The organism is Terrabacter terrigena (assembly GCF_042676085.1).
Taxonomy (GTDB): Bacteria; Actinomycetota; Actinomycetes; order Actinomycetales; family Dermatophilaceae; genus Terrabacter; species Terrabacter terrigena.
In genome coordinates, this window is the sequence record NZ_JBHTKH010000001.1 from 794,507 (window position 1) to 815,169 (window position 20,663).

At 71.4% G+C, this 20,663-nt stretch carries 18 protein-coding genes; 11 read left to right on the forward strand and 7 right to left on the reverse strand.

Annotated elements, in window-relative coordinates; all coding sequences use genetic code 11:
* Window positions 1-168: 168 nt before the first annotated feature.
* From ACFQ2V_RS03740 to map, 3 genes are all read left to right on the forward strand, one after another.
* Window positions 169-2,109 (forward strand): fibronectin type III domain-containing protein, encoded by a 1,941-nt coding sequence (locus tag ACFQ2V_RS03740; RefSeq protein WP_386050831.1) that lies wholly within the window; start codon window positions 169-171, stop codon window positions 2,107-2,109.
* Between the two features lie 231 nt (window positions 2,110-2,340).
* Entirely contained in the window at window positions 2,341-3,384 is a 1,044-nt protein-coding gene (locus ACFQ2V_RS03745) for an AfsR/SARP family transcriptional regulator (protein WP_386050833.1), read from the forward strand.
* Window positions 3,385-3,686: 302 nt separating this feature from the next.
* On the forward strand, window positions 3,687-4,460 hold the full coding sequence (map, locus tag ACFQ2V_RS03750) for a type I methionyl aminopeptidase (protein ID WP_386050835.1): 774 nt from the start codon (window positions 3,687-3,689) through the stop codon (window positions 4,458-4,460).
* 153 nt (window positions 4,461-4,613) lie between these two features.
* Here map and ACFQ2V_RS03755 read toward each other — a convergent pair whose 3' ends face one another.
* The 3 genes from ACFQ2V_RS03755 to ACFQ2V_RS03765 form a co-directional block, all read right to left on the reverse strand.
* The gene (locus tag ACFQ2V_RS03755) at window positions 4,614-5,507 is read right to left on the reverse strand and encodes an NAD(P)H-hydrate dehydratase (RefSeq protein ID WP_386050837.1); all 894 of its coding nucleotides are present in this window, start codon (window positions 5,505-5,507) and stop codon (window positions 4,614-4,616) included.
* A 4-nt stretch (window positions 5,508-5,511) separates the two neighbouring features.
* Window positions 5,512-6,270, reverse strand: a complete 759-nt coding sequence (locus ACFQ2V_RS03760; protein WP_386050839.1) for a histidine phosphatase family protein — start codon at window positions 6,268-6,270, stop codon at window positions 5,512-5,514.
* Between the two features lie 72 nt (window positions 6,271-6,342).
* Window positions 6,343-6,798: an ArsI/CadI family heavy metal resistance metalloenzyme gene (locus ACFQ2V_RS03765; RefSeq protein ID WP_386050841.1), complete on the reverse strand. Its 456-nt coding sequence runs from the start codon at window positions 6,796-6,798 to the stop codon at window positions 6,343-6,345.
* A 102-nt stretch (window positions 6,799-6,900) separates the two neighbouring features.
* Here ACFQ2V_RS03765 and ACFQ2V_RS03770 point away from each other — a divergent pair, with 102 nt between their 5' ends.
* From ACFQ2V_RS03770 to ACFQ2V_RS03780, 3 genes are read left to right on the forward strand one after another with little or no spacing between them, the layout of a single operon-like run.
* Entirely contained in the window at window positions 6,901-7,248 is a 348-nt protein-coding gene (locus ACFQ2V_RS03770; RefSeq protein WP_386050843.1) for a metalloregulator ArsR/SmtB family transcription factor, read from the forward strand.
* Window positions 7,245-7,934 (forward strand): aquaporin, encoded by a 690-nt coding sequence (locus ACFQ2V_RS03775; protein WP_386050844.1) that lies wholly within the window; start codon window positions 7,245-7,247, stop codon window positions 7,932-7,934. The genes ACFQ2V_RS03770 and ACFQ2V_RS03775 overlap by 4 nt, the downstream gene beginning before the upstream one ends.
* A complete protein-coding gene (locus ACFQ2V_RS03780) occupies window positions 7,931-8,407 on the forward strand; it encodes an arsenate reductase ArsC (protein ID WP_386050846.1) in 477 nt (158 codons plus the stop codon). The genes ACFQ2V_RS03775 and ACFQ2V_RS03780 overlap by 4 nt, the downstream gene beginning before the upstream one ends.
* Before the next feature lie 161 nt (window positions 8,408-8,568).
* Here ACFQ2V_RS03780 and catC read toward each other — a convergent pair whose 3' ends face one another.
* The 4 genes from catC to ACFQ2V_RS03800 form a co-directional block, all read right to left on the reverse strand.
* Complete coding sequence (gene catC, locus ACFQ2V_RS03785; protein WP_386050848.1) at window positions 8,569-8,844, reverse strand: muconolactone Delta-isomerase; 276 nt, start codon at window positions 8,842-8,844, stop codon at window positions 8,569-8,571.
* Window positions 8,844-9,716, reverse strand: a complete 873-nt coding sequence (gene catA / locus ACFQ2V_RS03790; RefSeq protein ID WP_386050850.1) for a catechol 1,2-dioxygenase — start codon at window positions 9,714-9,716, stop codon at window positions 8,844-8,846. Before catA ends, catC begins: the two co-directional genes overlap by 1 nt.
* 90 nt (window positions 9,717-9,806) lie before the next feature.
* The gene (locus tag ACFQ2V_RS03795) at window positions 9,807-10,859 is read right to left on the reverse strand and encodes a mandelate racemase/muconate lactonizing enzyme family protein (protein ID WP_386050852.1); all 1,053 of its coding nucleotides are present in this window, start codon (window positions 10,857-10,859) and stop codon (window positions 9,807-9,809) included.
* 50 nt (window positions 10,860-10,909) lie between these two features.
* Window positions 10,910-11,839, reverse strand: a complete 930-nt coding sequence (locus ACFQ2V_RS03800; protein WP_386050854.1) for a LysR family transcriptional regulator — start codon at window positions 11,837-11,839, stop codon at window positions 10,910-10,912.
* Between the two features lie 196 nt (window positions 11,840-12,035).
* Between ACFQ2V_RS03800 and benA the strand changes: the two genes are divergently transcribed.
* The 5 genes from benA (at window position 12,036) to ACFQ2V_RS03825 (ending at window position 20,659) form a co-directional block, all read left to right on the forward strand.
* Window positions 12,036-13,436, forward strand: a complete 1,401-nt coding sequence (gene benA, locus ACFQ2V_RS03805) for a benzoate 1,2-dioxygenase large subunit (protein ID WP_386050856.1) — start codon at window positions 12,036-12,038, stop codon at window positions 13,434-13,436.
* Entirely contained in the window at window positions 13,433-13,957 is a 525-nt protein-coding gene (gene benB / locus ACFQ2V_RS03810) for a benzoate 1,2-dioxygenase small subunit (protein ID WP_386050858.1), read from the forward strand. Before benA ends, benB begins: the two co-directional genes overlap by 4 nt.
* Before the next feature lie 10 nt (window positions 13,958-13,967).
* Window positions 13,968-16,580 carry a benzoate 1,2-dioxygenase electron transfer component BenC gene (gene benC / locus ACFQ2V_RS03815; protein ID WP_386050860.1) on the forward strand — a complete coding sequence of 871 codons (2,613 nt, stop codon included), beginning with the start codon at window positions 13,968-13,970 and terminating at the stop codon, window positions 16,578-16,580.
* A gap of 69 nt (window positions 16,581-16,649) precedes the next feature.
* Window positions 16,650-19,454, forward strand: coding sequence for a helix-turn-helix transcriptional regulator (locus ACFQ2V_RS03820; RefSeq protein WP_386050862.1), 2,805 nt, complete (start codon window positions 16,650-16,652; stop codon window positions 19,452-19,454).
* Window positions 19,451-20,659: a 4-hydroxybenzoate 3-monooxygenase gene (locus tag ACFQ2V_RS03825; RefSeq protein WP_386050864.1), complete on the forward strand. Its 1,209-nt coding sequence runs from the start codon at window positions 19,451-19,453 to the stop codon at window positions 20,657-20,659. The genes ACFQ2V_RS03820 and ACFQ2V_RS03825 overlap by 4 nt, the downstream gene beginning before the upstream one ends.
* Window positions 20,660-20,663: the final 4 nt, after the last annotated feature.

Below are 20,663 nucleotides of genomic sequence, written 5' to 3' on the forward strand. Positions count from 1 at the left end.
GGAGCCCTGGGGTGTCCAAGGAATGCACAAGGTGGTCGGCCGATCTTGTAGATGCTCGAGAAGGAGGGCACCTGGCCCTTCCTCTATGGCTCGCAGGAGGGGATCACAGTGCGACCAACCCGATCAACGTCCAAGCCCACGGCAGCCCGGCGGGGGGTCCGTGCAACCGTGGGTGCAACCGCCGCGCTGGGACTGGCCTTCGGCCCGATCCTGGCCCTCGCCGGCTCGGCCTCTGCGGCCGTGCCGACGTTCCCGAACAACATCGCGGTCTTCCCCGACCGCGACTTCGTCTCGATCGAGGGTTACGCCGAGCACGCCGGCGAGACGGCGACCATCAAGGTCACCCGCCCCGGTGTGGGCGTCGTCGGCTCGGCGACCGGACTCGTCTCCGGCACCGATGTCGCCTTCGAGGTGAACCACCCGGGCGGCGTGTGCTGGGGCAACGGGACAGGCCTCAACGTCACGCCCGACATCATCGCGGGCGACAAGGTGTCGATCACCTTCCCTGACGGCTCCTCCGACGACACGACGACGTCGTCGTCGACCGTCACCCACGACATGGTGCAGAACGGCACCACGATCACAGTGGACGGGACCTTCAACGAGGACCCGACCAGTGCCCTGCCGGTCGTGAACCGCGACTTCCTCGAGCAGCGCATCATCCAGCCCGACCTCGTGCCCATCATCGGCAAGCGGGACATCCGAGCCGTGCCAGGGCCACTCACGCCGGCCCCCAAGGGTGGATACAGCTCGATGCTGCAGTTCCCCTCGACCGGTCATTTCAGGGCCACCTACGTCTTCGACACCCAGGAGGCCGCCGACGTCGCCGCCGCCGCCGACCTCGGCGAGCGCGCCATGAACTGGGAGGTCCAGGACGCTGACGGCAACCGCCAGGGCCTGACCATCGCCGAGTTCGGCGAGCCCGGGGGCCCAGGCATGGGCGGTTGCCCCGCCGGCCCGGCAGACCAGACCGCCCCGGCCGGGACGGCTTCGGTTGTGCGCACGGGCGCGACGGCGCTCGTCAAGTGGACCGCGGTCTCCGCCGTCCCGACGGCCGACCCGGTCACCGGGTACAGCGTCGAGGCGATCACCGCTCCCGACGTGACCACAGGCGCGCAGAGCACCTCTGGCGTGCGACTCGGCGTCAGCGCGACGCAGACGACGCTCACGGGTCTCGACACGACCAAGACGTACAGCTTCGAGGTGCGGTCGATGGCCGGCGCGAAGCTCAGCATCCCGTTCCGGATGGGCGCCACCGACACCGTCGCCCCGACCCTGTCGGTCACGCCCCAGGGTGGGATTCCGACCGCTCCCGTCCAGGCCAACTCGGTCTCCGTCTCCAGCAACGGTCAGGTCTTCTTCACCACCGACGGTTCGCCGGTCGTGTCGGCCGGGCTGCCCTCGGACAGCGCTCAGCTGCTCACGGGCACGTCCATCCCGGTGACGGCTCCGGTCACGCTCCACATCGTCGCGTTCGACCAGGTGGGCAACATCTCCTCGGTGTTCGAGGGCAGCTTCAGCCCGGTCACGGCCGTGGCACCCCCGGTTCCCACCGGTCTGGCCGGAACGCCCACTCAGAACTCGGTGGCCCTGACGTGGAACCCCGCACCCACGGGCGCCACGGTGACCGGGTGGCAGGTCAGCGTCTACAACGGCGCAGGTGCCAAACTGGCGACGCAGCCGCCGGTGACCACGGTTCCCCGCCAGACGATCACGGGTCTCACGGCCAACACGGCATACCAGTTCTCCGTCAAGGCGCTCAACGCCGGCGCGGTGAGCCTCGACACGACCCTCGTCTCGGTGAGGACCCAGGTCGCCACCGACCGCATCACGATCTCCACGGCGAAGTGGAAGGTGGGTGACTTCAAGGTCGTCGGCACCGGTGACCAGGTCGGCGCGACGGTCAGGCTGTACCGCGTGAACGCCGACAGCTCGATCGGCACGGAGATCAGCGGATCCGCGACTGCGGTCGTCGCCGCGGCCCCGCCCGGCATCGGCGACTGGACGGTCCGCATGCGGGCCAACGCGCCGGGAACCAACCCGGGCCGCGTCATCGCCAAGTCGGACCGGGGCGGCCAGACCGCACCGTTCACCGTCTCGAACGGCTGAGCCTCCCCCGGCCACGAGACAGCACGCCACGAGCCCCCGCGCCAGCGGGGGCTCGTGGCGTGTCCGGATCGCCCCGGTTCATACGCCTTTGAATCACGAAATCAGTTGGGCTAGCACGATATTCGCCACTACGTATGGAAAACAGGAGCCCAAAACTAGGGGTCCTCCTTCGCTCCCATTCCGCCTCGGGCCGGCGCGAGCTCCCGCAACATGTGTGCAAGGGGATCAGCAATGGGGGGGATCAGCATGAAGGATGTAGTCGGCGTACCGATGGTGCGGTTGTGTGGCGGGCTCGTGGTGGGACACGGGCCGGGCGCGTTGGGTCCGAGGGACCTGGGGGGTGCGAAGGCGCGGCACGTGTTGCTGGCGCTGCTGCTCGAGGGCGGCGACCCGGTCTCGAAGGGTCGCATCATCGAGTACCTGTGGGGCGACACGCCCCCGGCGGGGGCGCTGGGCACGCTGGAGGCGTACGTGAGCCTGCTGCGCAAGCGGCTCGCCGGAGCGCCGGGCACCGAGGGCGCGGCCGTGGGGGTGGCGCCGATCGTGACCGTTCCGGGCGGCTACCGGTGGGACATGTCGAGCCTGTCGGTCGACGTCATCGAGTTCGCGCGGCTGACGGCGCGGGCGCAGGAGCTGGCGGGTGAGCCGCAGGCTGCGGTCGCGGTGTACGCCCGGGCCTTGGCGTTGGTGGCGCGGCCGCTGGTGCCGGACGAGGCGGACCTTCCGTGGCTGCAGGAGGCGGTGCAGGCGCACGAGGCGCGGGTGCTGCGGGCGCTGGCGGATGGGGCGCGGGCAGCCTTGGAGGCCGGTGACCTGTCCCGGGCGCAGGGCTGGGCGCGGGACGCGATCGAGCGCGACCGGCTGCTGGAGTCGGCGTGGCTGGTGCTGCTGGAGACGTTGGAGCGCCGGGGTGAGCACGCGGATGCGGTGCGCGAATACGAGACGTGCCGCACGGTGTTCGCGGCTGAGCTGGGTTGCGACCCGGGTCCGCGGCTGCGGGCGGTGTTCCGTCGGCTGCTTGCGGCGACCTCGGAGCAGGACGACCGGCTGCGTGACCTGGTGGCCGCGGTCGTCCGCCTGCACCACGTGCTCGACACGTCGACGTCGCAACGGCAGACAGCGGCACAGTCTGACGAGCAGCGTTCTGCCCCAACAGAGCCCGGCGCGCTGCAGGAGGACTGCAGTCGTCTCATGGCCCTGATCAGGGCGGCCGACGCACGAGCACGCGCGTTGGCCGGTCAGGCGACGGCGATGGCCGCCACGGCGACCGGCTGACCGCATCGACGTCCGGAGGGGCCTGCCCGCGGCAGGCCCCTCCGGCGCGCAACGGCCGGAACGCGCGGCGCGCGCATGTCGCGGCGGCGACCGTCGACGGGCCTGGCTGTACGAGCTCACCTGGCCGGCGCCCCGGGACGGGCGGAGCCTTCGGCGCCTGCCACGGCCTCGACGTGCCGCCCGGCGCCCATCCCGAGCGCTGTCGCGGGAGGTCTGGGACCACCCACCCCGGCGTGCTAGACCTGAGCCCGTGAACGTCGGGTCTCCGACGTCGAGAGGCAGATGCCGAGAGAGGCCGCGTCATGATCGAGATCCTCCATCCCGGCACGCTGCCGCGCGCCCGGGCCACCGGCGCCCTGGTGGCCGACATCCTGCAGTCGATGCGCACGCGAGCGGTGCCGGGCACGAACCTGCTCGACATTGACCGGTGGACGAGGACGATGATCGACGAGGCCGGCGCCGAGTCCTGCTACGTCGACTACGCGCCGTCCTTCGGGCGAGGACCGTTCGGCCACCACATCTGCACGTCCGTCAACGACGCCGTGCTGCACGGGCTCCCCCACGACCGCGTCCTCGCCGACGGCGACCTGCTCTCGCTCGACCTCGCGGTGTCGCTCGACGGAGTCGTCGCCGACTCGGCCATCAGCTTCGTCGTGGGCGATGCCCGGCCACCGGAGAGCGTCGCGCTGGTCGAGGCCACCGAGCGTGCGCTGGCTGCGGCCATTGCCGTCGCGGGGCCCGGCACACGCATCGGAGACCTCTCCCACGCCATCGGCACGGTGCTCGAGGGCGCGGGATACGCCGTCAACACCCAGTTCGGAGGCCACGGCGTCGGCTCGACGATGCACCAGGACCCGCACGTGCCCAACAACGGTCGCCCGGGTCGCGGCTACACCCTGCGCCCGGGGCTCCTCCTCGCCCTCGAGCCCTGGGTGATGGCCGACACGGCCGAGCTCGTCAGCGACGCCGACGGTTGGACGCTGCGCAGCGCCACCGGCTGCCGCACGGCCCACAGCGAGCACACGATCGCCGTCACCGAGGAGGGGGTGGAGGTTCTCACCGCTCCCTCGACGTGACGCAGACCGGCACCGGACGAAGGAGTAGGGCGCCAGGGTGCCGTCCCGGGTCCTCTCGCGCTGAACGTCCCGTTCCGAGGATCGATGGCCCATGTCGCTGTGGCCGGCGGGATGCGCCTCGCACCTCGTGCCCAGGTCTCTCGGCCCGCGTGCTCAGGTGTCGGCCGACGACCGCTCCACCGCGGCCAGCTCCTTCGGGATGCGTTGCGAGAGGTCTCGTGCGAGGAATCCGGGCATCTCCTCGTCGAGCACCTCGCCCGCGCGCCCGTGTGTCCAGGTGCCCCAGACGGCGGCCTGCTCGGGTGGCGCGCCGCGGGCCATGAGGCCGGCGACGACGCCGGCCTTGACGTCGCCGGAACCAGCGGTGGCCAGACCCGGCGAGCCGCCCTCGTGGCGCCACGACCGGCCCAGCGGCGTGACGACGCACGACACCTCTGCCCCGCTGAGCACGACGGCACACGTCGCGTCGGCGAGCCTCCGGGCAGCGTCCCCGGGGTCCTCCGCGACCTCGGCCTCGGTCACCTGAAGCGTCTCGGCGAGCTCGGTCGCGTTGGGTGTCAAGAGGACTCGGCCCTCGAGGTGTCGCACGCCGTCGAGGTTGCCGGTGAGGTACGCAGTGCCCAGCGCGTCGATGACGACGGTGGTGTCGAGCCTCGGCACCACCCTCTCGAGGAGCAGCCTCGCGCACTCGGGGTCGCCGAGACCGGGTCCGAGCAGGACCACGTCGACGCCCTCGGCCAGCTGCAGGATGCGGTCGGCCGCAGCCACCGCGAGGTCGCCCGAGCCGAGCACGGGCAGCGCCTCGACGTACGCCTCGGGCACGGCCACCGACAACGCGGGGGCCGCGTCCGCTGCCGTCGCGACCTGCACCTTGCCTGCCCCGACCCGTAGGGCCGACTCGGCGGCGAGGACGACGGCCCCGGGGGTCTGGCGCGAGCCGCCGACGACGAGCACCGTTCCCCGGTCGGTCTTGTCACCGTCGGACGACGGCAGCGGCCACCCTCGCAGCAGGTCGATGTCGACGGCGTGTGGGGCGTCCTGAGACATCCCGTCACCCCGCCTCGGGTCGTGCCGACTCGTGCGTCTCGTCGGCCTCGGAGGCCGCGAGGTGCGAGGTGTCGGCGAAGGAGACGAGCTCGAGTGCGCCTCCGGCGTCGCGGCGGTAGCGCGTCAGGGAGCAGTTCCCCAACGGCTCGTCCCGGTCCAGCTCCAGCAGCCGCTTCTCGTCGAGGCCCTCGACCACGAGCCGGAAGCTCATGATCACGGCCTGGTGGGTGAAGACCCAGACGCGGCGACCGGCGTGCATCGACGCCAGGTCGACGAGGACGTGCCGCACCCTGAGGGCCACGTCGGTCCAGCTCTCCCCGCCCGGAGGGCGGTAGTAGAACTTGCCGAGCCGTGCGCGTCGCTCGGCCTCCTCGGGGTAGGCCTCGCGGATGCCCGCCCCGGTGAGCCCGTCGAACACCCCGAGGTCGCGTTCGCGCAGCCGTTCGTCGAGCGTGACGCCCAGCTCGAGCCGCTGCGTCACCACGTGCGCCGTCTCCGCGGCGCGGGCGTACGGCGAGCTGAGCACCACCTCCGGCTGCTCGTTCGGACCCAGTCCGGCGATGGTCCGGCCCAGCACGTCGGCCTGTTGTCTGCCCTGCTCCGACAGCGGCGTGTCCGGGTCACGGGTCTCGAGCTCGAGGCGACCCAGGCCCCGCCGTCGGGCCTCCGCGTCCGCCACGTTGCCCACGCTCTCGCCGTGTCGCACGAGCACGAGCTCCTCGACGTGGGTGGATGCTGGCTCGCGACTCGGTTCGATCGACACTGGGCCTCCTGCGTTCTCGTCCGTACCGACGCAGATACCCACGGTCGGGCCCGAGCGAACAGGGCTGCCTTGCTAGCAGCACGCGACCGCGGCCGGGAGGGCCTCGGCCGGGGTCGCGCTGCCGCAACAGGAGGGCGCGTCGGTAGAGGCCCTGGAGCTCGCGCTGTCGCCAAGCACCGTGTAGACCTCCCAGCGCTCGCCGTCGGGACTGCCCTCGACCCAGAACTTGTCCTGCTCGGCGTAGCAGCACGTCGTGCCGCGCTCGTCGATCGTTGCCAGACCCCGCTGCGCGAGGCGCGTCTGCTCTGCATCGACCGTGTCGACGTCGCCGACCTCGACACCCAGGTGGTTGAGACTGCCGCCCCGCCCGGGCTGCTCGATGAGGACGAGCTTGAGCGGTGGCTCGGTGACGGCGAAGTTGGCGTAGCCGGGGCGCACCTTCGCGGGTTCGGTGTCGAACACTGCCGAGTAGAAGGCGATCGAGGCCTGCAGGTCGTCGACGTTGAGGGCGAGCTGGATGCGGTTCATGGTGGGTCCTCTCGCAAATATCGATGATGGTCGATGTATGGTGAGGCGAGGTTGCACCCGAACATCGACATCTGTCAATATCGATACGTGTCGAACCCTTCGATGTTGACCCTCACCCCCGTCGAGGCGGTGGCCTGCTGCTCACCCCTGAGCCGCGAGCCGCTGAGCCGGGCGGCAGCAGAGCGGATCGCGCCACTGCTCAAGGCGCTCGCCGACCCCGTACGCCTGCGCCTCCTGTCGCTCGTTGCCTCGCACGAGGGTGGCGAGGCCTGCGTCTGTGACCTCAACGACGCGTTCGAGCTGTCGCAACCGACGATCAGCCACCACCTCAAGGTCCTGCACGAGGCCGGCCTGCTCGAGCGCGAGAAGCGGGGCGTGTGGGTCTACTACCGGTCCAGCCCGGCAGCGATGTCCTCCCTGGCGACGCTCATCTCCGGCACCGCCTCGTGAGGCTGCGCCAGAAGGCCGCAGCCGAGCTCGTCGGGACCGCCTTCCTCGTCGCCACCGTCATCGGCTCCGGCATCGCGGCGAGCCGGCTCTCCGCCGGCAACGTCGGCCTGCAGCTGCTCGAGAGCTCCGTCGCCACCGGCGCCGTCCTGGTGGCGCTCATCCTGGCGCTGCATCCGGTCTCGGCGTCGTTCAACCCGGTCGTCACGGTGCTCGAACGGGTGCTGGGCACGATCAGCACCCGGACGGCTGCCTGGCTCGTCGTGGCCCAGGTCGCCGGCGGCCTGCTGGGCGCAGTGGTCGCCAACCTCATGTTCGACCTGCCGGCCGTCACGGTGTCCCAGCACACCCGCTCCGGCTCCGGACTCTGGCTCGGCGAGGTCGTCGCGACGCTGGGTCTCGTCGTGGTCGTGTTCGGCACGCTGCGCGGTGCCGACGACAGCCGCGTCGCGTACGCCGTCGGTGGCTACATCGCCGCCGCCTACTGGTTCACCAGCTCCACGTCGTTCGCGAACCCGGCCGTCACCGTGGCCCGCACCGTCACCGACACCTTCGCCGGCATCGCGCCCTCCAGCGTCCCGGGTTTCGTGCTCGCCCAGCTGCTCGGTGGCGCGCTCGGACTCGGCGCGGTCGCCCTGCTCCACCCCGTACGCCGCATCGCCCCTCCAGCCCGAAAGGCGCCGTCGTGACCGCCACCGATCCCACCGATGCCACCGATGCCACCGGTCCCACCGCTGCCGCTGGCGAGGACGAGCAGCCGACCGGCCGCCCCACCGTCCTCTTCGTCTGCGTGCACAATGCGGGCCGCTCGCAGATGGCCGCCGGCTACCTCCAGCACCTCGCGGGCGACCGCATCCAGGTGCTCTCCGCCGGCTCCGCCCCAGCCGACCAGGTCAACCCCGTGGCGGTGCAGGCCATGGCCGAGGAGGGCATCGACATCACCGCCGAGGCACCCAAGCAGCTGACCGACGCGGCCGTGCGCGAGGCCGACGTCGTCGTGACGATGGGCTGCGGTGACGCCTGCCCCTTCTACCCCGGAAAGCGTTACGAGGACTGGGTGCTCGACGACCCGGCAGGCCAGGGGCTGGAGCAGGTCCGGCCGATCCGCAACGAGATCCGCGGACGCGTGCAAGCGCTCATCGGCGAGCTCTCGGACCGCTGACCCGGTCGGGCGTGACCGCGCGGGGTCACGTCCACCGCACCTGAGTCGATGACGTCGAGGGCCACCCCGTGCAGCTTCCGGATGGTGCTCTGGCTGGCGATACGCAGCACAGCTCGCCGAGCCGGCGGTCGCCTGGTGCCGGGTGGTCGTCCGGCGGCTGCTCAGGCCTGGGACGGATGCGCCGCGAGCGGCGTCACCTCGATGGTCATGTACGGGAAGAGCGGCAGGCCCCAGAGGATGTCGTGAAGACGCTCGTTCGACGACACGTCGAAGACGCTGATGTTGGAGTACCGGCCGACGACGCGCCAGATGTGTCGCCACTCGCCTGCGCGCTGCAGCTGCTGGGAGTAGGCCTTCTCCCGCGCGACCGTCTCCTCCCGCACGGCGGGGTCGAGGTCGCGCGGGATGTCCACGTCCATGCGGACTGCGAAGAGCATCAGCCGCGCGCCGGGTCCAGCACGAAGCCGTAGTCCACGGCGACCGCACCGTCGCCCTGCGGGCGGGGGTCGAGCACCAGCTCGGGCTTGACCGCCGAGGCGATGTCGTCGTCGTTGTGCTCGTCGCCGGGGAAGTAGAGCTGGGCCGTGAGCTGCTCGTGCCCCGGAGCCGAGACCTTGACGTGCAGGTGGGCGGGACGCCAGGCGTGCCAGCCCGCCGCCGCGATGAGCTTGCCGCACGCCCCGTCGGTCGGGATCTGGTAGGGCGCGGGCTGGATGGTCCGGATCTCGAAGACGCCGTCGGGACCGACCGTGAACGAGCCGCGGAGGTTCCACTCGGGGATGCCCGGGGCGAACTGCGAGTAGAAGCCGTCGTTGTCGGCGTGCCACAGCTCGATGGTGGCTCCGTCGAGCGGGGTCCCGTCGGTGGAGGTGACGGTGCCGGTCCAGGTGAGGGCAGTGCCCTCCTCGCCCTCGCGGGTCGGCACGGAACCGCGGGCCCCCTGCTCGGGTGCCCCGGGCACGTAGTAGGGGCCCTCGATGGTGCCCTTGCTGCCCTCGCGGTGGTCGGTGGCGACCTCCTCCACGACGTGCTCGACCCAGACGTCGAGGAAGAGCGGCCACTCGCCGTCCTTGCCGACCTGGATGAGCCACGCCTTGAGCGCGTTGTACTCGTCGTAGGTCACCTTCTCGCGCCGGATGGTCTCGTGGATCGCGTCGAGAACGGACCGCGCGAGCAGGTCGACCCGCTCCGGAGGCGTGTCCTTGACGGCGGCGTAGGCGGACTTGTCGTTGGCGAAGCGCTCCGTGGCGGCGTTGCCAGAGGCCGCGGCGGTCGCGACCTCGCCGTTGAGGTGCAGATCGGTGGTCATGGTCGGTCCTTCTTCGTGGTGGGTCTCCGGTGATGCTCCGGACTGGTGGTGGCGACGTCGGTCGCGTCGCCTCGCGTCATGACAGTGGTGTCACGACGCGTCGACGCGGTAGCGCCGAAGCTTCTCCTCGTCGATCTCGACGCCGAGACCGGCGCCGGGGCGCACGGCGAGCTCGCCGCCCACGATGCACAGGGGCTCGGTCAGCAGGTCGTCGCTCAGGTCAAGGAAGTTGGACAGCTCGCCCGCCTGCATCGTGGTGCGGCGGTGCGCGGCACCGAACGCCACGGTGCACACCGACCCCAGCTGTCCGTCGATCTGGTTGCCCATGACGACCTCGAGCCCGAGTCCCTCGGCCAGGTGCAGCACCCGCTGCGAGCCGGTGAACCCGGTGCGAGCGGTCTTGATGGAAAGGGCGTTCGCCGATCCACCCAGAACCTCGCGGGTCACCTCGGCGGGAGTCGTGGCCGACTCGTCGGCGATGAACGGGACGTCGAGCTGACCGACGAGCCAGCGGCGGCCGACGACGTCGTCGGCGGGGTTGAGCTCCTCGGCGAAGGCGAGGTCGAGATCCGACATCTGCCGCATGGCTCGCGCCGACTCGGAGGCCGACCAGCCACGGTTGCCATCGACGTAGAGCACGACGTCAGGCCCCATCGCCTCGCGCAGGGCCCGCACGACGTCGACGTCGAGAGAGACCGGCCGGCGGCCCACCTTCACCTTGAAGGTGGTTATGCCGTGCTGGGCGCGCACGCGCTGGGCCTCGTCGACCATCGCCGAGGGTTGGTCGAAGCCGAGCATGTGCGAGACGCGCATGCGGTTGCCGTAGCCGCCGAGCAGCTCGGTCACCGAGAGCCCGACCGTCCTGCCCAGGGCGTCCCAGACGGCCATGTCGAGGGCCGCCTTCGCGGTCGGGTTGCCGACGGTGCGGTCGAGACGGGCCCACATCCGCTCTCGCTCGGTGAGCGAGAGGCCGACGACCTGCGGGGCGAAGATCGTCTCGATCACGGCCACGATCCCGCGCTGGGTCTCCCCGTAGGTGAACGGGCGCGGCGGTGCCTCCGCGATTCCGACGAGGCCGTCGTCCGTGCGGACACGCACGAGCACGTGCTCGGCGTGGTGCACCTCGCCGCTGGCGAACTTCAAGGGCTTGACGTATGGGATCCGAAACGGGATCGCTTCTACGGCAACGATCTTCACGGTGCGTCCTTTGCTGCGGGGGGTGCGGTGGGGAGCGACGCATCGTCGAAGAAGCCATGGGTGCGCAGGACGTCGAGGGCGCTGTCGACGAGCGGGGACGGGTCGAGGGCGAGCCAGGCGAGCGACAGGTCGATGCTGGGTGCGTCGTGCACCTCGCGGAAGACGACACCGGCGAGCTGCATGCTGCGCACCGACTCGGGCACCAGCGCGACACCCAGCCCGGCGGCCACGAGCGCGAGCAGGGCGGCGGTCCCGGGCGCGCGGTGGGCCACGACCGGGGCGAAGCCCGCACGCCGGCAGCTGGCCATCGCCGCCTCGTTGACTGCCGACCCGGCGTCGGCGTAGACGACGAACTCGTCCACCGCGACGTCGGCGACCTCCAGCCCCGGCTCGGGCACGAGCCGGTGGTCGGCCGGCAGCGCCAGCACGAGCTGCTCCTGGAGGAGGTGACGTGTCTCGATGCCGGGTGCGGCGACCGGGCCGCGCAGCACCCCGAGGTCGAGCCGCCCGTCGAGCAGCCGCTCCACCTGGGCCGGCGTCAGCAGGTCGGCCTGGACCTCGAGCGCGACGTCGGGCAGCTCGGTGCGCAGCAGCCTCGACAGCCCGGCCAGCTGGGTGAAGGCGCTGGTGCCGGTGAAGCCGACGCGCAGCAGGCCGCGACGGCCGCCGGCGATGCCCCGCACGGCGGAGACCGCGGAGTCGAGCTCGTGGAGCACGCGGCGTACCTCCTGGTGGAAGAACTCGCCTGCAGCGGTGAGACGGACCTGGCGCGTCGTGCGCTCGAGCAGCACGACCCCGAGCTCTGTCTCGAGGCGGCGCACGGCCTGGGACACGGCCGGCTGGGCGATGTGCAGGCGCTCGGCAGCCTGCCCGAAGTGGCACGTCTGCGCCACGACGTCGAAGTAGCGGAGCTGTCTCAGGTCCATGGTTCACCTCCGTCCGGGGATGCCGTTCACGCTAGAACGACTGGATCCAGAAACACAAAGACCAAGATCTGCCGTACTGATAACGCTCATTGATCAATCATGCCCTCACCCAGCACTAGGCATTTGCCTCGTGCACCCTCCGACGGGGCCGTGGTGGAGTTCCGGGAACCCCAACGCAAGGACGCCTGGAGGAGTCATGACCGAGACGCTCGACCGGGTCGGCGCGAAGCTGGCCGACGCCGTGGTGGAGGAGCCGGACACCGGCACCTACCGCGCCAACCGCCGCATCTTCACCGACGAGGAGCTCTTCGAGCTCGAGATGACGCACATCTTCGAGGGCAACTGGGTCTACCTCGCCCACGAGAGCCAGGTCGCCTCCCCCGGTGACTACCTCACGACGCACATGGGCCGCCAGCCGGTCGTCATCACCCGCGACAAGGACGGCGAGCTGCACCTGCTCGTCAACGCCTGTGCGCACCGCGGGGCGATGATCTGCCGCCGCAAGACCGACAACCGCACGACGCTGACCTGCCCCTTCCACGGCTGGACGTTCCGCAACGACGGCACACTGCTCAAGGTCAAGGACCCCGAGGGGGCCGGCTACCCGGACTCCTTCGGCACCAACGGCTCCCACGACATGACGAAGGTGGCCCGCTTCGACAGCTACCGCGGGTTCCTCTTCGGCAGCCTCAACCCCGACGTCGTGCCCCTGCGCGACCACCTCGGCGACACGACGACCGTCATCGACATGCTCGTCGACCAGTCCCCGGAAGGCCTCGAGGTGCTGCGCGGGTCGTCGACCTACACCTACGACGGCAACTGGAAGGTGCAGGCCGAGAACGGCGCCGACGGCTACCACGTGACGGCCACCCACTGGAACTACGCCGCCACGACGTCGCGACGAGACACCGGTGAGTCGGCGAACAGCACCAAGACGCTTGACGCGGGCAGCTGGGGCAAGTCCGGCGGCGGCTACTGGTCCTACCCCAACGGCCACCTGTGCCTCTGGACCTGGGCCGGCAACCCGCAGGACCGGCCGTTGTGGGATCGCCTCGACGACCTCAAGGAGCGCTTCGGCGACGCCAAGGGCGAGTTCATGGTCAAGGGGTCACGCAACCTCTGCCTCTACCCGAACGTCTACCTGATGGACCAGTTCTCGACGCAGATCCGGCACTTCCGGCCGATCGCGCCCGACCAGACCGAGGTCACCATCTACTGCATCGCGCCCAAGGGTGAGAGCCCCGAGTCGAGGGCGTGGCGGATACGGCAGTACGAGGACTTCTTCAACGCCTCGGGCATGGCCACCCCCGACGACCTCGAGGAGTTCCGCTCCTGCCAGCTGACGTTCCGGGCCACCGCGGCCCCGTGGAACGACATGAGCCGCGGCGCCCAGCACTGGCTCGACGGCCCCGACGAGGTGGCACTGTCGCTGGGCATGACCGACGTCGTCTCCGCCGGCGTCAAGAACGAGGACGAGGGCCTCTACCCGGTGCAGCACCGCTACTGGCGCGACACGATGCGGGCCGCGATGGACAAGGAGCAGACCCGGGCCGAGCAGGACGCGGCCGCCGAGGCGTCGCGGAGGAAGCACTCATGACCGTCACCGAACAGCAAGGCACACGCGAGAAGCTGGTCACGCAGAACCACATCGAACAGTTCCTCTACCGCGAGGCCCGCCACCTCGACGACCGCGAGTTCGAGAAGTGGCTCGGCTGCTACGCCGACGACTGCGTCTACTGGATGCCGGCCTGGACCGACGACGACGACCTCGTCGAGGACCCGCAGCGCGACATCTCGCTCATCTACTACGCCAACAAGGGCGGCCTCGAGGACCGGGTGTTCCGCATCCGCACCGAGCGCAGCTCGGCGACCTCGCTCCCCGAGCCGCGCACCAGCCACAACATCAGCAACGTCGAGGTCATCGAGCGACGTGGCGACCTCGTCGACGTGCGCTTCAACTGGCACACGATGTACTTCCGCTACAAGACGGTCGACCCGTACTACGGCACGTCGTTCTACACGATCGACTTCTCGGGCGACACGCCCCTCATCCGCCGCAAGACCGTGGTGCTGAAGAACGACTACATCCACCACGTGGTCGACATCTACCACTTCTGAGCGGGGAACCATGACTGTCAACGACATCGACGTCGCGAAGCACCAGGTCGCCCTGTCCTTCGAGGACGGCGTGACGCGGTTCGTCACCTGCCGCGAGGACCAGACCGTCGCCGACGCCTCGTACCGCCAGCGCATCAACATCCCGCTCGACTGCCGCGACGGTGCCTGCGGCACCTGCAAGGCCTTCTGCGAGTCGGGACAGTACGACGGCGGGACGTACATCGACGACGCCCTCAGCCAGGACGAGGCCGACCGCGGGTTCGTGCTGCCGTGCAGCATGCGGCCGCGCTCGGACCTCGTGCTGCAGGTGGCGAGCACCTCGGAGGTCGCCAGGACCAGGGCGACGACGTATGCCGGCACCCTCGTCGGTCTCGAACGCCTGTCGCGCACGACGGTGGAGGTCGCCGTCGAGATCGCGAACCGGGGCGAGCTCGCCTTCCTGCCGGGGCAGTACGTCAACATCGCCGTTCCCGGCACCGACGTCAGCCGCTCGTACTCTTTCAGCAACGCCCCGCACGAGGAGCGCCTCACCTTCCTCGTGAAGCTGACGCCGGGCGGCGCGATGTCGACATACCTCGACGAGCGCGCCGCTGTCGGTGACGCGGTCAGCTTCACCGGGCCGCACGGGTCGTTCTTCCTGCGCGAGACCGAGCGGCCGGTGCTGCTGCTCGCAGGCGGCACCGGGCTCGCTCCGGTCCTGTCGATGCTGCGCACCCTGAGCGCGGCCTCGAGCGAACGGCACGCCCACCTCGTCTACGGCGTCAGCACCGACGAGGACCTCGTGGCCCTCGACCAGGTCGAGCGCGCCGCCGAGGGACTGCCCAACCTCACCTGGGACCACTGCGTCTCCGACCCCGACAGCTCGGCGGCGAACAAGGGCTACGTCACGAGCCTCATCGGCCCGGAGCACCTCCACGACGGCGACGTCGCCATCTACCTCTGCGGGCCGCCACCGATGGTCGAGGCGGTGCGCACCCACGTGTTCGAGGGGGGCACCGAGCCGACCGGCTTCTACTACGAGAAGTTCGCCCTCGCCTCCGCGTCCACCCCGGCCCGGGCCGAGCCGTCCGGGGCGCCCGGAAAGAGCCACGCGCAGCCGGGAGAGCAGGAGCCGCACCGCGATCCGGAGGAGCTGCTGCCGACGCGCGAGGCACGAGCCATCGCCGGCCAGGGCGTCCTCCCCGCGGCGGACATCGCCCCGTGGACGGGCCCCTTCCCGACACCGGACGATGGCGCCTCCGTGCGCCGCATCGCCAAGCAGGTCCTCTTCTCGGCAGCGGGCGCCACCGACGCGGTGCCCGACACGTCGTCCGACGCGGCGTCCGACGCGGGGTCCGACACGGCGTCCGACGGCTACCAGATCGGCGAGGAGCACCCGGACGTGCAGTCCTCGGACGCCGTGTTCGAGGCCCGACAGGCGCTCGAGCTCGGCGCGCTGGAGCTGACGATCGGACGGCTCGGCTCGCAGCAGCTCGCCGGCTACCGGCTGCTCGCCGAGTCGACGCTGCCCTACGTGCAGGGCGACCGCTTCGTCGACGCCCACGCGTACACCGAGGCGAACGCCGCCTTCCACGACTACCTCTTCGCGCAGACCCGCAACGCCCACCTGCTGCAGGCGTACCAGGCGCTGGGCGTCAAGGGTCGGATGGAGGAGGCCCTGCGCACCGCCACCTGGTGCCACCCGCGCTGCGCGACCGACCACGTCGAGATCGTCGAAGCCTTCGAGGCCGCCGACCGCGAGCGCGCCCGAGGACTCATCGCGGCGCACGCGGAGCGCTCCAAGCTCACGATGCGTCGCGCGATGGCCGGACCCACCCGCACCACCCGACCGGCACACATCTCCCCCGGACGCTTCGACGACACCGTCGTCGTCGTCACCGGCGCTGCCCAGGGGATCGGCGCGCAGGTGGCCCGTCGCATCGGCGCCGAAGGTGGGCTGCTCGTCCTCGCGGACCGGTCGGAGCTGGTCGCCGAGGTGGCGGACGAGCTGCGGGCCGACGGACACGACGCCCTGGCGGTCACCTGCGACCTCGAGACCTGGGAGGGCAGTGAGGAGCTGACGCGCCGCGCCATCGACCGCTTCGGCCGGGTCGACGTGCTCGTCAACAACGTCGGCGGTGCGATCAACTTCAAGCCGTTCACCGAGTTCACCGAGACCGAGATCCGCGCCGAGCTCGAGCGCTCGCTCGTGACGACGCTCTTCACGACACGGGCCGTCCTGCCGTGGATGGTGGCCGCCCAGCGAGGCGTCATCGTCAACGTCTCGTCGGCGGCGACGCGCGGGATCCACCGCATTCCCTACTCCGCGGCCAAGGGCGCGGTCAACGCCGTGACCGCGTCGCTCGCGATGGAGTACGCCGAGCACGGAATCAGGGTGGTCGCGACGGCGCCCGGTGGCACCGAGGCCCCGCCGCGCCGCATCCTGCGGGGCACTCCCGCGGCCCGCAACGAGCAGGAGCGGGGGTGGTTCGACGCCCACATCGAGCAGACGCTCGGCTCGTCGCTCATGGGTCGCTACGGGACCCTGGACGAGCAGGCCGCGGCGATCACGTTCCTCGCCTCCGACGAGGCGTCCTACATCACCGGGACGGTGCTCCCCGTGGCGGGCGGCGACATGGGCTGAGCGGTGACGCGTCCCGCTCGGCGCTCGCCCACGCCGCCGGGAGCGGCGGACCGGGCCTACCGTGGCCGTGTGACGCCCACAAAGCTGCTGCCGACGCGCCGACGGGAGGTCGATGCGCTCGTCGAACGTGTCGGCGCACCGGCGCCTGCCACTTCGACGCTCGTCGTCGTGACCGCCCCGGCGGGTGGAGGCCTCACCACCTTCCTGCGCGCCTTCACGGACGAGTGCGGAGAGGACAGCCGCGTGCCCGCGTCCAGGGTGCAGCGACTCCTCGGGCTTCCTTGGGAGAGAGCGCAACCGGGTGCAGCATTGCGTTCCCTGCTGCCTGCGCGCGACCGGAGCGAGTCCGTCTTCTCACCGCTCTCTGCAGCAGAGGACATGCTGGCTGAGGTCACGGTCGGGGCCGAAGGCTGGGACCTCGTCGTCGTCCTCGAGGACGCGCACCACACCGACACCTCCTCCGTCCAGTCGCTCGTCAGCCTCACCCGTCGGCCGGGGGCCGCGCGGGTGCTCGTCGTGCTCGGGTGGTGCGACGAGAACGTCGGGGTGCCCGCCCGCGGAGACGACACGGCATACGGCCTCGGCGACGGGCTGCTGCACGACATGGTCCTCGCTGCCGCCGACCACGTCGTCCGGCTCGCTCCACTGGCCTTCGACGACGTCACGCCACTCGCGGAGCGGCGAGGGCTGAACCTGCCTGCGCTGCAGGTGGAGCGGCTGCTGCGCCACTGCGGCGGCCGAGTCCGCAATGTCGTCGAGATGCTCGACGTGGTGGCCCCGAGGGACTGGGAGGCGCCCTTGCTCGTGCTCCCGGCTCCGCCGACGGCGGCCCGGGCGGTCCGGGCCGCCGTGACGTCTCTGGGCGACGACGCACGCCGTCTGGTCCAGTCGGTCGCGGTGCTCGAGCTCGGCGACCGTCAGGCCCACGGCGTGGAGGTGAGCCAGGCCGCCGAGGTGGCAGCCGTGGGCGCGGCCACGCTCGCCGTCCGTGAGTGCGTGCGCGAGGGTCTGCTCCGCCAGCTCGACGAGCTCGGCTGCTCGGTGCGGTTGGAGGACCCGGTCTCGCGCCGCGCCGTCCTCGATGCGATCGAGCCCGGCGACCGCGCCGCGTTGCACCTGCGTGCGGCCGCTGTGGTCCCGGACCCGGCGGTCGCGCTTCGACACACGTGGTTCGCCGACCCCCGGCCCGACGCGGCGTTGGCCACGCGGCTGGAGGTCGAGGCCACGCGCAAGGCGACGGACGGCGCCTGGGCGGCCGCCGCGGACCTGTTGCTCGTCGCGGCTCGCGCGAGCGCCGACCGCGACCTGTCGGGGGCGCGTCTCGTCGCGGCCGTCGACGCCCTCGTCGGGGCCGGCGACGTGCCCCGGGCCGCGCGCTTCCTCGCCGAGGTCGAGACGCTGCGCGAGACCCCGCAGCGCGACGCGGCCCTCGGCTACCTCGCAGTCGTGCGAGGCCGACCGGCGGAGGCGGAGCACAAGCTCCGTCGCGCCTGGGACCTCGTCAACGAGCGGCGCGACCCCACAACGGCGGCCGTCGTGGCCCAGCGCCACGTGCTGCACGCCCTGGCTCGCTGTCGTGCCCTCGACGTCGTCGAGTGGGCTGACCGCGCCGCGGCGGTGGCGCCCGGAACGCCGGCTGCCATGGAGGCGGCGGCGATCCGCGGACTGGGCGTCGCTGCGGGTGGTGACGTGGCCACCGCCCTGGCGGAGTACGAGTACCTGCTCGCTCGCCTGCCCGAGGGGCTGGTGGCACAACGCGTCGTGATGGCCTCGGGGTGGCTCCACCTCGTTGCCGACGACCCCGACTCGGCCGTCGAGGAGCTCGAGAGGGCCGCAGCGAGCGACCCCGGCGGGGGGTCGCTGCGGATCTCGCTGTGGGCCTGGGCCTGGCTCGCCCGGGCCCAGTTCGCCACCGGTGACTGGACGGCCGCCGTAGCCACTGCGTCGAACGGCGCCGACCTGGCCCGTCGCTCCGGCACCCAGCTGCTCGTCCCGCTCATGGAGTGGACCCGCACGCAGGTGTACGCCCTGCGCGGTGACTGGGCTGCTGCCGAGCACAGCGCCTGCGCCGGAGAGGCGGGCACGCGCGGCTACGCGGTCATGCGCGTCCCCGCCGCCCTGGGCTGCGCCGCGCTGAGCGAGGCCCGTGCCGACTACGCGGGCGTCGTACGCGCCCTGACGCCCCTGACCCAGCCGTGGGCCCGGGGCTGGATCGACGCCCCCGGGTTCTGGCCGTGGGCCGACGTCCACGCCAACGCCCTCGTGCTGGTCGGACGGTCCGAGGACGCGGACGCCTTCCTGCGCCTGCACGAGGAACGAGCCGCGGCCGCCGCCCACGACTCGGCCTCGGCACGGCTTGCCTGCGCCCGTGGACGCTGGCACGGCAGCCGGGGCGACCTCGATGCCGCGCGAGAGTGCTTCGAGCGCGCGCTTGCCCTCCTGGCCCCCCTGCCGCTGGCGTACGACCGCGCCCGTGTCCACTTCTCCTACGGGCAGACCCTGCGCCGAGCGGGTCGACGTGCCGAGGCCGACGTGGTTCTCGCGACCGCACGCGAGGAGTACCTCGCCCTCGGCGCCGCGACCTACGTGGCCCGCTGCGACCGCGAGCTCGCTGCCGGCGGCGTCCACGTCGTGCGGCAGCACCGCGAGCACGACGAGCTGACGACGCAGGAGGAGGTCGTCGCATCGCTCGTGGCGAGCGGGCGCACCAACAAGGAGGTGGCCGCCGAGCTGTTCCTGTCGGCCAAGACGGTGCAGTACCACCTGACACGGATCTACGCGAAGCTCGGCGTGCGGTCGCGGTCGGAGCTCGCCGCGCTCCGGTCGCAGCCTGCCCCGCAGACCGAGGCGCGGGAACCAGGACCCTCCACATGAACCGGACCTCGAGGACGCGGTCGACCGTCGGCATCGTCGGCGGCGGCCCCGCCGGTCTGATGCTGTCGCACCTGCTGCACCGGGCCGGGATCGACTCGGTCACCGTCGACAACCGCACGCGCGCCGAGATCGAGCAGACGGTGCGTGCCGGCATCCTCGAGTCGGACAGCGTGCGCCTTCTCGTCGACACGGGTGTGTCCGACCGCGTCCTGCGTGAGGGCCACCCACACGACGGGATCGAGCTGCGCTTCGGGGGCGTCGGTCACCGGATCGACTTCAAGGGGCTCGTCGGCGAGTCGACCTGGCTCTACCCACAGACCGACGTCTTCATCGACCTGGCGGCCGCACGGCAACGCGCCGGCGCGGACGTGCGGTTCGGCGTCAGGGGGACCCGCGTCGAGGACCTCCTCGGCGAGCGGCCCCGCATCTGCTTCACCGACTCCTCCGGTGCGGAGCAGGTCGTCGAGTGCGACTACCTCGTGGGCGCGGACGGCTCGCGCAGCACGTGCCGCCACGAGATCCCGGAGGCCCAACGGCGGCAGTTCTCGCGCGAGTACCCCTTCGCCTGGTTCGGCATCCTCTGCGAGGCGCCGCACAGCGCCCCCGAGCTCGTCTACGCGCACTCCGACCGTGGCTTCGCCCTCATCAGCCAGCGCTCGGAGACCGTGCAGCGGATGTACTTCCAGTGCGACCCCGACGAGGACGTCGATGCGTGGAGCGACGACCGCATCTGGCAGGAGCTGCAGGCCCGGGTGAGCGGGCCCGACGGCTTCAGCCTGAAGGAAGGGGCGATCACCGACAGGACGGTGCTGCGCTTCCGCAGCTTCGTGTGCGAGCCGATGCGCCACGGCAACATGCTGCTCGCCGGCGACGCAGCGCACACGGTGCCGCCCACCGGGGCCAAGGGACTCAACCTCGCTCTCGCCGACGCCACGGTGCTCGCCGAGGTGCTCGAGCGGGCCGTGCGGACGGGCGACAAGGACGTGCTCGACACCTACAGCCCCCGGGCCCAGTCACGGGTCTGGAAGGCCCAGCACTTCTCCTACTGGATGACGAGCATGCTGCACACCATCCCGGGGGCCACGGACTTCGACCGCCGCCGACAGCTCGGCGAGCTGTCCATGGTCACCGGTTCGGAGGCCGGCTCGCGTTTCCTGGCCGAGGCCTACACGGGGTGGCCGCAGACTGCGTCCCGTCGCGGCTGAGGGA